Annotated in this window: 13 protein-coding genes and 1 pseudogene; 7 read left to right on the plus strand and 7 right to left on the minus strand. The window is 69.9% G+C overall.

What is annotated here, in order from left to right; all coding sequences use genetic code 11:
- Positions 1 to 274: 274 nt before the first annotated feature.
- Positions 275 to 589 (plus strand): hypothetical protein, encoded by a 315-nt coding sequence (locus ACWEKM_RS24660; RefSeq protein WP_451623378.1) that lies wholly within the window; start codon positions 275 to 277, stop codon positions 587 to 589.
- A 34-nt stretch (positions 590 to 623) separates the two neighbouring features.
- On the opposite strand, the gene ACWEKM_RS24665 is transcribed toward ACWEKM_RS24660, so the two are convergent.
- The gene (locus ACWEKM_RS24665; protein WP_451623379.1) at positions 624 to 1,220 is read right to left on the minus strand and encodes a hypothetical protein; all 597 of its coding nucleotides are present in this window, start codon (positions 1,218 to 1,220) and stop codon (positions 624 to 626) included.
- Positions 1,221 to 1,528: 308 nt separating this feature from the next.
- Between ACWEKM_RS24665 and ACWEKM_RS24670 the strand changes: the two genes are divergently transcribed.
- The 4 genes from ACWEKM_RS24670 to ACWEKM_RS24685 all read left to right on the plus strand — a co-directional run bounded on the left by ACWEKM_RS24670 (position 1,529) and on the right by ACWEKM_RS24685 (position 5,316).
- A complete protein-coding gene (locus tag ACWEKM_RS24670) occupies positions 1,529 to 2,494 on the plus strand; it encodes a hypothetical protein (protein WP_451623380.1) in 966 nt (321 codons plus the stop codon).
- Positions 2,487 to 3,101 carry a 2'-5' RNA ligase family protein gene (locus ACWEKM_RS24675; protein WP_451623381.1) on the plus strand — a complete coding sequence of 205 codons (615 nt, stop codon included), beginning with the start codon at positions 2,487 to 2,489 and terminating at the stop codon, positions 3,099 to 3,101. The genes ACWEKM_RS24670 and ACWEKM_RS24675 overlap by 8 nt, the downstream gene beginning before the upstream one ends.
- 539 nt (positions 3,102 to 3,640) lie before the next feature.
- Positions 3,641 to 3,922 carry a hypothetical protein gene (locus tag ACWEKM_RS24680; RefSeq protein WP_451623382.1) on the plus strand — a complete coding sequence of 94 codons (282 nt, stop codon included), beginning with the start codon at positions 3,641 to 3,643 and terminating at the stop codon, positions 3,920 to 3,922.
- Between the two features lie 155 nt (positions 3,923 to 4,077).
- A complete protein-coding gene (locus ACWEKM_RS24685; protein ID WP_451623383.1) occupies positions 4,078 to 5,316 on the plus strand; it encodes a helix-turn-helix domain-containing protein in 1,239 nt (412 codons plus the stop codon).
- Between the two features lie 172 nt (positions 5,317 to 5,488).
- On the opposite strand, the gene ACWEKM_RS24690 is transcribed toward ACWEKM_RS24685, so the two are convergent.
- From ACWEKM_RS24690 to ACWEKM_RS24710, 5 genes and pseudogenes are all read right to left on the minus strand, one after another.
- Positions 5,489 to 6,049 carry a hypothetical protein gene (locus ACWEKM_RS24690; RefSeq protein WP_451623384.1) on the minus strand — a complete coding sequence of 187 codons (561 nt, stop codon included), beginning with the start codon at positions 6,047 to 6,049 and terminating at the stop codon, positions 5,489 to 5,491.
- Between the two features lie 510 nt (positions 6,050 to 6,559).
- Positions 6,560 to 6,934: a hypothetical protein gene (locus ACWEKM_RS24695; RefSeq protein ID WP_451623385.1), complete on the minus strand. Its 375-nt coding sequence runs from the start codon at positions 6,932 to 6,934 to the stop codon at positions 6,560 to 6,562.
- A gap of 81 nt (positions 6,935 to 7,015) precedes the next feature.
- Positions 7,016 to 7,234: a hypothetical protein gene (locus ACWEKM_RS24700; protein WP_451623386.1), complete on the minus strand. Its 219-nt coding sequence runs from the start codon at positions 7,232 to 7,234 to the stop codon at positions 7,016 to 7,018.
- A gap of 540 nt (positions 7,235 to 7,774) precedes the next feature.
- A complete protein-coding gene (locus ACWEKM_RS24705; RefSeq protein ID WP_451623387.1) occupies positions 7,775 to 8,935 on the minus strand; it encodes a protein kinase domain-containing protein in 1,161 nt (386 codons plus the stop codon).
- A 148-nt stretch (positions 8,936 to 9,083) separates the two neighbouring features.
- Positions 9,084 to 9,182: pseudogene (locus tag ACWEKM_RS24710) on the minus strand (IS982 family transposase); the annotation flags it as partial.
- Positions 9,183 to 9,206: 24 nt separating this feature from the next.
- Between ACWEKM_RS24710 and ACWEKM_RS24715 the strand changes: the two are divergent.
- Positions 9,207 to 9,518 (plus strand): hypothetical protein, encoded by a 312-nt coding sequence (locus ACWEKM_RS24715; protein WP_451623388.1) that lies wholly within the window; start codon positions 9,207 to 9,209, stop codon positions 9,516 to 9,518.
- Between the two features lie 347 nt (positions 9,519 to 9,865).
- Entirely contained in the window at positions 9,866 to 11,047 is a 1,182-nt protein-coding gene (gene tcmP / locus ACWEKM_RS24720; protein ID WP_451623389.1) for a three-Cys-motif partner protein TcmP, read from the plus strand.
- 45 nt (positions 11,048 to 11,092) lie between these two features.
- On the opposite strand, the gene ACWEKM_RS24725 is transcribed toward tcmP, so the two are convergent.
- Positions 11,093 to 11,839, minus strand: coding sequence for a DUF5131 family protein (locus tag ACWEKM_RS24725; RefSeq protein ID WP_451623390.1), 747 nt, complete (start codon positions 11,837 to 11,839; stop codon positions 11,093 to 11,095).
- Positions 11,840 to 11,972: the final 133 nt, after the last annotated feature.

Consider the following 11,972-nt stretch of genomic DNA (forward strand, 5'->3'; position numbering starts at 1 on the left):
TCGCTGCAATGAACCAGTTTCGCCGGTGCCCCTAGCCACCTTCCAGGCATCCCGCGCTTCGGTCTCCCCCCAGCGCTGGTCGGTGAACTTCGCCCCGCACCGCGAGCACGCCGGCCGGGGCGGTGTCGTGCACGCCGTCGACTGCGAAGAGGCGCCGGCCGGGGCGCCGGTGCTGCCGCTATTAACTGTTCTCATGAGGTCGGTGCCGCGGTCCGGTTGGCGTCACTCTCCAGCGGACCGCCATCCTGTGTCCGGCACAGGAAAGGGGAGCGACGTGGACATCGCGTACTGCACGACATGCATCGGGTTCGCTGCCAGCTGGAACAGTGTGAAGGACACCGCTGGCGCGCTGGCCGCCGTCGAACGGGAGAGCGTCCAGGCCCTTTTCGGGCTGCACCTGGCATCACACGTCGAGGCCGAGACTCCGCCACTCGTCCAGGACTGTCCGGGCTGCGGGCGGCTTGGCTCCTATATCGCAAGCCACGGCGAGGACAGCGTGGCACCGGGAGGATGCAGCGAGACCGCCGGCCAGCTTCTGCGCCAGCACCTCCTTGGACATCTCCTCCCGTGCATGCCGACCCCCTCCTAGGTGTGGCGTATCAGGAGTTGGTGCCGGGCCTTGGCTATCGGTCGTGCGTGCGGTCCATCAGCTGCTGGACGCGGCCGAGAGACAGGCCGGTCTCGGCGGCGAGACCCCGGTAGGTCCAGCCGCCGGCGCGGTACGTCTCAGTGAGCGCCTTGGCGCGCAGGTCGGCCAGCCCGGACGCGTCCGGCCGCAGCTGCTGCACCTTGGTCAGCCGGTGGTACCGCTCCAGAGGCGGGAGTTCCTGCCGCATGATCGGGTCCCAGAACGCCTTGGACTCATCGAGATCGGCGCGTACTTCGCGCAGCGCACCCTCGTAGTCGTACTGCCGCCGCGGGTCCATCTCGCTGCCCAGGACGACGCGGACCAGGAGGTTGTAGGCGTAGAGCATGCCGACGGCGAACGCGCGGTGGCGCCGGGCCTCATCGTCCTCGCCACGGCGGGCGTATGCCTCCGCACGGCCGGCGGTCTCGGTGATCTGTGCAGCCAGGAGGCGCCCCTGGCTCTGATGGCCGACCCCGTGGCTGATCCGCCCGTCAAGGCGGGGCACCGCCGCTGCGGTACCCCCGGGCATGTCGTCCAGGGTGGTCTCCAGCGGGTCGTAGTCGTCAGGGAGGTACGAGTCACCAGCAGTCATCTTGAAGCCTCTTCTGTGCGGCACTCAATGAAGACATGTATACCCCTCCCTATACCACCTTGTCTAGGGTGGGGTATACGATTGTGAGTGCCCGTCAAGGAAACGAGTCAGCTGTCCAAGGGAGCAGCACCGGCCCGCATAACCAGCCTCATGCGATGGAACACCTGGGCCGCGCCCGGCGAGGCTCGTGCGGTCGATCCCGGTCTTCACGCCTTGGCGGCCTCGCCTGACCCGCAGGTGTTGGACAACTGCCCACGGTGGTCAGGAGGATGGGGTGACCTGTCTGCTGCCGAGAAGGGCGTGCTGCTGTGACGCGACCGCTGTCCCTGGAGATCTGCCTGCTCACTCCGTCCACCGCACCAGCCCAGTGGACAGCGGCGGTGGCGGAGGCCGTACGGCTGCTGGCTCCCTCCTGGGACGACAGCCCCGCTGCGAGCGACGAGCTGCGCACTCTCGCGCTGGTGCTGTTCGCGAGGACGCGCACCGGGGGACGGACGCCCCAGGACGTCTCGCTGGGAGAGATCGTCGCCGCCCTGGCCGTGCCCGGGGACGGCGTACTGACGGAGGCGCTGGCGGTGCGTGAGGAGATCGAGTCGGCACTGGCCGAGGCCGCACTCACCCCCGCGGCCGGCACCGGGAGTCACCCGGTGTGGACGATCTACTGGGGCCTGTGCGAGGTGTACCGGTATCCGATGATCGATGATTTCGAGCCTGAGCCGCCGTCGCCGTCGCCGTTGCGGCAGTGCCTGCCCAGCCTGGCACGGCGCCTCACAGGGATGACCGAGGAGGCGCGCAGCGCCCTTGAGCCGGTGTCAGTCGAGGCTGAGGCACTGCGCGTCGACACGACTCGGGTCATGATTGTGAGCCGTCATGCCGAGGTACGCCTGGACTGCTGGACCGACCCCGGCCCCACCAAGCCGGGCCGCCCGGCCCGCTGCCCCGCGGAAGTCGGCGGTCACCTGATGGTGGACGGCCCCGACGCGGTGTGGGTGTGCAACGCCGGCCACAGGACACGGCGCCCGCGCACGCTGTCGGCGGCGCACGCCCGCAACGCCCTGCGCCAGCTGGGCATCGACCCCGCCACCCGCGGCCAGGTGGACGCCGGCGGCCCCTTCTGTGTCCCCGCGGGCGACGCTTTCGCTGAAGACGCCGACCCCACGAAGCTGTTCGCGCTGTCCGTGCCCAGGCCGCCGATCGGCCGCGACAAGCTGATAGAAGACGTGACCCGGCTCATCGAGGAGCAGCAAAACGAGCGGGGGCCGGGTCGTGGATGACTTCTTCGCACGCGTTGAGCACCGCTGGCCGGCCGGCCGCCGTGACCTGCACTGGCTGATCATCCCCGGTGCGGACTTCGCCCGCGAGCACTTGTATGAGCCCTACCGCACGCTCGCGGAACAGCCGGGACTGTGCCCGGTGCTGCCGCAGTGGATGCACATCACCGTGCTGCACTCCGGCCCGCAGGACGACGCGAGCCCGGCCGAGATCGACCAGATGATCACCGAGGTGACCGAACGCGCCGCCGGCATCGAGCCGTACGACCTGACCCTGTCCCGCCCTGACGTCGGCAATGTGGCGATCGAGTCCAAGGGGCATCCGGGAGCCCCGCACCGGCAGTTGTGGGAGACGACCTGGCAGGCGCATCACGCGGTGGTCGGCGACCGGTGGCCGAGGATCCCCACGGTGTCCTACCCGCACCTGTCCCACGCCTACGCCGGTGCAGAGGCGCACCAGGCCGACCGCGGGGCCCTGAAGGTCCTGTTGTCCGATTTGGAGGGCGGGCCGGTCACCGTGCCGGTCAGCGTCCTGTCGCTGGTCGCCGAATGGCACGACCGCCAGGAGATCCGGTGGGACGTGCTCGCCGAGGTCCCACTCGGCGGCTGAGGCCGGTCCGGCGGAGAAGGAGTACGGCCCCCGGCGTTCTGCAGCGCGTTCGGCGCCCGGCCCTGGCGATGCCGGTCCGCGCAAGGACGCTGGGGGCAGCGGGGCTCTGGGGCCGGCGAAGGCCACCAGCGGCCACCGGCATCAGCCGCGGGAGAGTGCCCGGACGGCGCCGCCGCATAGAACATCCCGCTCGCCGGGGACGTCATCGCCCCTGATGCCGGGTGGCAGCGGAGGCTCCGAGGGCGGCGCGGAGGGGTGGGGGTATTCCCGCAGGTCAGGGGAAGCCGCGACCGGAGCGGATACCAAGATCGTGGCCCTTGTGGGGACGTTTTTCACAAAGACATGTGAAAACCAAGCCGATTGCCCGTGCGGACTCTACGAAAGTGTCCGATCAGCCCCGAGATGTGCTGCAAATAGGGGCATTTGACCGAATGGCGCTGGGCAGAGGGTGTCACTACGCTCACGGAGCGCGAACCCGCGCTTACCGGGCAGGTTTCCGGGTTCGCGCTCCAACAGCTACTCGACTCAAGGAGAAGCCCTTGTCTGCATCCCCTTCCGAGCGCGGACTCAAACGCTTCCGGCGCCGGTCCGCGCCTGACCATAACAAAGCCGGTGTCACGGGCGGCACGCCCGTCAACATGGAGGCAACACCGGGCAACAGCCCCGCGGTGGCGCCCGCCGGGCCTGCCGCGGCGATGCCGGCGCTCATCGTCGTCCCCGGTTCCCCCGGCCTCCCCGAGCTGGTGACAGCCCTGGTCGCGGCCGTGGTGTGGGCGGTCATGGCCTGGCGCAGCCCGCGCGCCGAGCGCCCGCGGCCCTGACCGCCGGCAGACCGATGTCCCCCCGGTCCTGACCTCTGTGTGCATCCGTCCCGTCTACGAAACGGATGCACACACACCGCTCCATGTCACAAATCCCGGGCGGCGATCCCCTTTTCGTCGCCCGGCCAATTCACCGGCAAAGGGAAATATCCACGATGGGGAACACTTTTTCGCTGCCCACCTGCGCATGGTGCGGCGGCGAGCGGCGGCTTCAGGCCACCGGCAGACCCGGTTCGTACTGCAGCACCAAATGCCGCCAGGCCGCACACCGGCACAAGCAGGCCGCCGCCAGACCACCGGATACCGAGCAGTACGACCAGGCCCTGCACGTGCAGCTCAAGCAGATCATCCACACGGCCCAGGCCGTCATCGACGCGCTCGGCCAGCCCGAGGCCCATGAGTCCGAACTGCTGGGGCAGGCAGTGCGTCTGCAGGTCCTCGCGGAGCGCATGACGCCCGGCATGGTGGCCAGGGCCAGACAGCGCGGCGCCTCCTGGGAACAGATCGGGTCGCTGCTGGGCATGAGCAAGGACACCGCGCGCAAGAAATGGTCCCAGCTCAGCCGGCGGGCCGGCTCCCCCCAGCGGACCGCCCCCGCCCCGGCCCCGCCTGTCCCGGCGGTACCCCCCGACCGTTCCCCGGCCGCACCCGCCGCCGGCCTGGACAGCGGCGACATCGCCGACCGCGCTGGCCCCGCAACCCTCGCCGCACCGGCCGTGCGCGCGTGCCCGCCGCCTGCCGCGGGGCACGGCGACCTCGCCAGCGTCCTCAGCAGCCTCCAGCGTGCCTCCGGGCTCAGCCTCAGAGCCCTGGCCGGCCGCAGCAGCCTCTCCCCCAGCTATCTGTCCCGGCTGATGTCCGGCGAGCGTTTCCCCTCCTGGAAGAACACCGCCGCACTCGCCCGCGCCTGCGGCGCCGACCCTGAAGTCCTGCGCAAGGTCTGGGAAACCTCCCAGGCCCGCCGCGCAGGCCGGCCCTACACCGCCTCACTCGCCTCCGCACTGCGCTACCTCCACCAGCGCGCGGGAAGCCCCACCCCCTGGGTCATCTCCGTCACCAGCGGCCACCGCCTGGGCCAGGACTACGTCGCCGCTCTCCTCGACGGAACCGCCACCGGCCCGTGGGAGGACATCCACCGCCTGGTGCAGCTCCTCGACGGAGAACCGGCCTACTTCCTCCCCCTGTGGGAAACCGAAACCGCCGCACTCCCTGCCCCGCGGCCGGCACCACCGCCACCCGCCCCCAAACCCCCCGCCCGCGAAGAACCCCAACCACCCGCCAGGCGCGTCGAAGAACTCCTCATCGCCTTCAAAGACGCCCTCGGCCCCACACACCTGACCACCCCCCGGCCCCGACGCCGCCTCGCCACCCCCATAGCAAGCGCCTGGCGATGACCCAACCGCCCACCTGGAAGACCGTCAGCCAGCAGGGCGACCGAGACGGTGGGGTGCAGAGGGCCCTGGCGGGCTGACAAGCCTGTCCTGCGCAGAGACAGCGGCTGAGCATGCTGCAAGCCAGGTCAACATGTAGGGGGCTTTCCGCGCAGTGCGCGGAAAGCCCCCTACATCAGCGGCGGGTGACGGTGTAACCCGCGTCGTTGACGGCGCGAGTCCACACGTCGCGGTCGAACCACTTGCTGATGCCTGGCTGCAGCTCGGTGATGGTGCGCATCCGGGCCTGCCAGTCGTGTCCGGCCGGGCCGCGGCTGCCGTCGCATCCGGTGCAGCCGTCCTCGCCGTGGATGTGGCCGGCCATCCAGGCGTTGACCGCCACGTTGACGATGACCGCATACAGGTCACCGCCGGTCTGTGCCAGGGAGTCAGGGACACCGGCGAGGACCAGCGCGAGTTCAGGGTTGTCGACCGGCGGCATCGGGGCCTGGCCCACGCCCTTCTCGCTGCTGCTCTCCTCGAAGGCGTGCGCGCTGTGGGCGAGGCGGTCGGCGAGGGCGGCCGCGTCGAAGTACCGCCAGGCGGAGCGCACCTGGATTCCCAGCCGCTCTGCCACCGTGCTGATGTTCTTCTCGATCGTGTCCTCAACCGTCGACGGTGCAAGCGTCACCCCCCGGTGAGCCAGCTCCGCGAGCGTCTGGGCAACGGCTTCCTTGAACGCCTTCGTGTTTCGCACCACCGCATCGTAGGCGCGTCGGCGTAGCCGCCGAACGGCTTCACCAGCCTCGACCCGCAACGACGCGCAGTCCGGGAGGCGTTGTCCGTGGCGGCCGTCACCATCCGGCCATGCCCATCAGCCGGGAGTACGCACGCTCCCTCTTCGCAGACCTGACGCAGAGCGCCGCGGTGCCGCTGGACCCTGACGAGCTCCTCCATTCCCGGCTCAGAGCTGCAAGCCGGCTCTTCTCGGTGCCGCGGCGACGCTTCGCACGGGCCGCCTCGACTGCGGCCTCAATGACGTGGACCCGCGCCAGGCAGTCCGGCGCGGGCCCACGTCATCGGAACTACGGGCGGCTGATGGTCACTTGCCTTCCTCGGCCAGCCGCGCTATTTCCTCGGCCAGCCGCCGCTCAGCCTCCTCCTGCTGCAAGGCTGCCTGCCGCAGGGCCTCCATCACCTCGGGTGACGTCTGCTCGGACATGGATCTCCCTTCCAAGGTCGGTGCGTTGATGTTTCCGAGTGGCGCTCAGCGCTCGCCCAGGTAGCGGCGGCCGGAGTCGTACATCCGCCGGACAGACGACTGCATCTCGGGGTCGTTGAAGATCGCCGCAGAGATCCCCCGCCACGAGAGCCGGTAGTCGTCGCGGAGCCGGACGACCTGGACGGCGGAGCGCCGTCCCAGCAGCGCGGACAGCTGGGCCGTGCGCGCTGCGGCGTTCAGCGCGCTCTCGGGCGGCGCCCCCTTCAGTCCCACATCGTCGGGATCGCCAAGGGCCTCCAGCGCGTAGGCGAGCTGGTCGCTCTCGATGGCCGTCGCCAGGTAGCCCCGGGGGTCGTCGGCCTTCGGGTCCCAGGTGATCTCTGCGGTATGGCCGCTGGTCTTCGTCACGTGCACGGACACGGTGTTCTTCCTTGCTGAACAGTGATGCGGCCCCTGACGGCAAGCAGATCTGCAGGGGCCGCACCGTGGGGGCGGATCGGCTCAGCTGCCGAAGTGGAGGTCGCCGTTGTGGACGCCGCCGGTGATGCCGTAGTGGTTGCCGTTGATGACGGTGGTGGAGTTCGTGTCCTTGTCGTGCACCGTGGTGGACGCGTTTTCGCGGCGCGCCTGCTCGATGATCCGCTCGGTCTCCCCGCGCGTCGCCTCGATGAGGTGATCGGCCGCCCGCAGCGCCTCTTCCTTGTTCTTGAACAGCCCCATGATGTCTCCCCTGATAGCGGTGGTGTGCGGGCGGCATGATGCCCACCCCCAAGAAGGTGTGCGCATTGCGCACACCTAGAGAGTGGCACAGGGTGTGCGCATTGCGCAAGGCGGGTCGACGGGGCAGAGACATGCCCGACGACGCGCTTGTCCGCACGGGCAATGGAGAGAAGGCGCCGTTGCCTGGGGTCAGCCCCCTTGCGGATCGCTTGCTGGCCTTGGCCCGTCTTTACACATCTCTGCCAGCGCGGCCGTCCCGCTGCCAGCGTGGCGGAGGAACGGTGCCTGGTACGCGGACCCGGGCTTCGGCCGGACGACGTGGTTCCCGTGGCTGTTCACGACCAGGCGGGGTGTGGCCTACAGCGGTCAGCGGACCGACGCCGACATCGTGCTCCTGGCCCTGGGCTGGGGCGCGTTCATCGGCGCCGGAGTCGCCGCCATGTACTCCTCGGGCGCGCGTTCTGGCCGAACAAGAGCGGCCAGGCCGCCGCGTCCAGCGCAGCAGCGCACGGTGCCGGAGCGCCGGAGTCCGGCGGTTGATCAGTCGATGACGTGCACGGTGACGTACAAGTCTCCTGGCGCACCGCCGTGTTTGCCAGGGCCGCCGAGCTCGCGGATCCGGACCTCCTGGCCGTCCTTGATGCCCGCGGGGATGCGGACCTTGTAGGTGTGCTGTTCCCGGATGATCCGGCCCTCCCCCTCGCAGGTCGTGCAGGCCCGTGCCGCCTTCTCGTCTGTCCTGGTGGCGCAGGCGGGACAGGGTTTGTGGGCGGTGACCCGCAGGGGGATAACCGCGCCGTCGGTGGCTTCCGCCGGGGTGACGTCGATGTCGTGGGCGAGGTCCTTGCCGCGGCTGGGCGGGGTGGACCCGAAGTACCGGTCGTTGATCTCCTTGAGAGCAGCCCACACATCCCCGCTGGCCGGCCGCTGGGCAGGGTCCTTGGCCATGAGCCGGCTGGCGAACCGCTCCAGCTCCGCCGGGGCGTCCGGGCGCAGGGTGCGCAGCGGTGTCGGCTGTTCGTTCAGGTGCTGGTTGACCAGGTGCCAGGAGGTGCCGGTGAAGGGCCGACGGCCGGTGACCATCTCGTAGAGCACGCAGCCTAGGGAGTACATGTCGGAGCGGTAGTCGAATGTGCCGGACAGGGCCTCGGGGGCCATGTAGGCGGGGGTCCCGATCAGGACGCCGGTGGTGGTGATGTCGTGCCGGGCATCGCCGCTCCTGGTGATGCCGAAGTCGACGACCGTGGCCTCGCCGCTGGAACGGACGATGATGTTGGACGGCTTGATGTCCCGGTGGGTCAGGCCCGCCTCGTGCGCGGCCTCCAGGGCGTCGGCGACGCAGGCCGCCGTGTACATCGCCTTCGACAGGGGGAGCCGCCCGGACTCGAGGACCGTGCTGAGCGACTTGCCGGGCAGCAGCTGCATCACCAGGTAGGCGTGCAGACGCCCGTCGTACATCGCGGATCCGAAGTCGTGCACGGTGACGATGTTCGGGTGGGAAAGGCCGCCCGCGACCGCGGCTTCGCGGGCGAACCGGGCCACCTGCCGGCCGTGGTCCGTGCCGCCGTCGCCGGCGAGGACCTTGACCGCCACCTGCCGGTCGACCCTGGGATCGTGCGCCTTCCAGACCTGACCGAAGCCGCCCGCACCGATCGGTTGAATCAACCGATAGCGGCCGTCCAGCACGGTCCCTGCCTGCACGACTCCCCCTCTTTCGGCGCTCACCGCGCGCGACAGCGGCGCACGGCGTACCAACATGTACCCGCACGCTACGCCGTGACAACCACCAGTGACAGGGGGTTCTGGTCTGCTCAGGCCGTGTCGCGCAGTGCAGCCGACCGGGGGACGCCGGAGCGATCCCGGTGGCCGGACGCCAGGGAGCCAGATGCGAGGACGCCTTCAACAGGTCGTCGGTCCTGACGTACAGCGCGGTGGCGAGGTGCTCGATGCCGCACTCTAGCGGGAGGCCCTGATGACCACACCCACCACCGGCTACGAGGCCGAGCCCGCCGACGTCGCCGCCGACGTCGACGGCCACCTCGCCGACATCACCGACCCGCTGGAGCGCTACCACCGCGCGACCGCCGCCCAGGTCCACCACCAGGCCGTCGCCGCCGCCTTGCAGACCGAACGGGACAAGGCGCTGGCCCTCCTCAACGCCCCGGACCCGGACGGACGGCGCCTCACCTACGAGCAGCTCGCCGAGCAGGTGACCGCCGGCCTCACCCGGTCCGGCGTCCAGAAAGCCGTCGAGCGGGGACGCAGGGCATTGGACCGTGCATGACCGGACGGCCGGGACGCCAGCGGCACCTGGCCGCACGAAGCGAGCCCCGGGCCTGCGCCACAGGCCCGGAGCGGGCAGGCTGGAGAGGTGCGGACGAGGGATGTCCGCGCCGGGCAGACCTACCGGTGCGAAGTGCCGTACACCCTGCCCTCCGGCCGCTACGGGCGCGAGCCGTTCGCCGGCAGTAGACGATGATGTGTCTGGGGGCGTGCCCCAGCGGTGTGTTGCTCCGCGTGAGGGCAGCACCGCTCCATGCCTGCGGCCTGTCCCGTGATGCTCTTGCCCGGGTTCCCTTCAGTGCTTCACCATCTGTGATCAGACGGATACGGCCGATGGTGGGGGTGGCGATGTCGTCGAGTACGGGCGGGGACTATTGGGCAGACAAGGCGCTGCCCAGTGTGTTCAAGCACGATCTCCTCAAGCGGTATCTGCCGCAGTTCGGCGGGATGACGGGCACGCAGTCTCATGACAAGCGCGTGGTGTATCTCGACGGGTACGCGGGCGAAGGCCGCTACGAGAACGGCGATCCGGCGTCAGCTGAGATCGCACTGAGGGTCGCCTCATACCTGCGCAGCAGGCCCGGGCTGACATTGGAGTGCTTCTTCTCCGAGCCCCAGGCGAAGTCGTTCGACCGGTTACGCCAGGTCGTCCAGCACTACCTGGCGCGAGGCGTACGGGCGCACGCCCATCGTGGTGAGGTCGACGGTGTTCTCGACCAGGTCGTCGAGCGCGCCGTCCGGGAGCCGCTGTTCCTCTTTCTGGACCCGTGCGGGCTGGTCCTGCCACAGGACCGTCTCGTCGACGTCCTCGCGCGCAAGCGCCCTCAGAAGCGGCCGGCAACCGAGCTGCTGATGAACTTCAGCATGATGGCCGTGTGGCGCCTGGGCGGCCACGTCTGCTCCCCGAAAGGCAACGAGAAGTCGCTGCAGCGGTTCGATGACGTGTGCGGCGGGACCTGGTGGCGGGAGTACTTCGCCGACGCGGTGGCCTCCCGCGACAAGGACGGCGCGGCCGAGGACGCGATCGAGGCGGTGGCGGCCGAGTACGCCCGCCGTCTGGAGCGGCGCACCGGGATGCTCGTGCAGTCGGTGCCGGTGTCGCACTCGCCTCGCCAGCGGGCCGTGTACCGGCTGGTGTTCGCGACCCGCAGCCAGTATGGCCTGTGGGTGTTCGGCGACACCGTCGCCCGTGCCCGGGCCACGTGGTGGGAGACGCTGGAGGAGCGTGAGGACGACGATGCGCTGTTCTCCGAGGCATCGGTGACACGCCCGGACCCGAAGGAGGTCGAGGCCAAGGCCATACCTCAGATCGCCGGGAACCTGGCGAAGCTCCTCGCCCGGACCCGGCGACCGGTCAGGCTCGTCGACCACACACTGGAGGTTTTCGGGTCCTTCTACGGGCAGGTCACCGAGCCGGTGGTACGCCAGGCGGTACGGCTTCTGCATGAGCAGGGCGTCACGCCCAGCAACGGGGTGGGCGTGAAGAGGACCCGGGAGATCACCCTCTCCCCAGGGAACCTCACGGCGTGACGTGTGGCCGGGCCCGGTCAGGCGCCCGGCCACAACGAACAGCCGTCAGGCCGCTACCGGCAGCGGCATCTGGTCCCAGGTCCGGCCCTCCAGCAGGCGGCCTCCGGCTTTCGGGGTGCGGCCGCCCCACTGCTTGAAGAAGAACGCGACGCCGGCGTCCTGGCAGGCGTCGCGGATCTGCGTCACCCACTCCTGCTCCAGCGGCCGGTGCCCGGGCCCGGACTCGCCGCCCGCGATGACCCAGTCGATTCCGGTCAGCTCCAGACCGTCCAGCGGCCCCAGCAGCGGCTCGCACGACAGGAACTTCACCTGCGCCGGCGCCTGCCGCAGGTCGTCGACGCGCGGCAGTTCCTTTGCACTCTCCACCGAGACGCCCATCCACAGGTTCGCTGGCCACTCCAGCCGGTCGGCGACGTGCCGCAGGCGCCGGGCCCGCTTGGTGAGCACCTGGTAGGTGTGCTGCGGCGTCTGCGCGATCACATCGAAGACCTGCCGTACGTAGTCGAGCGGCACCCGTGCGTGGAACAGGTCGCTCATGGAATTCACGAACACGGTCCGCGGGCTCTTCCACCCGTACGGCACGCGCAGCGTGTCCGGATGCAGCGTCAGCCCGAACCCGGGCCCCGAGGTCCGCGGGTCACCGTCGGCCTGGTATTTCGCCGCGCCCATGGCCTTCAGACGCTTCGCCAGGGTGAGGGCGTAGCAGTTGTCGCAGCCGGGGGAGACACGGTCGCAGCCGGTGGTCGGGTTCCAGGTCGCCTCGGTCCATTCGATGGTGCTGCGGTCGCTCACCGGTCTCCTCCTGCCGTCATACACGCGGCCGCGTTCCACGAGGCGGTCACGGCGTGCTGCCTAACGATGCCGTCCCTGCCGGGGCACCGGGGCCCGGTTGTCGGTATCAGCACACATTCGATCGCTTTCCGTA

It is taken from the genome of Streptomyces sp. NPDC004752 (assembly GCF_053601275.1).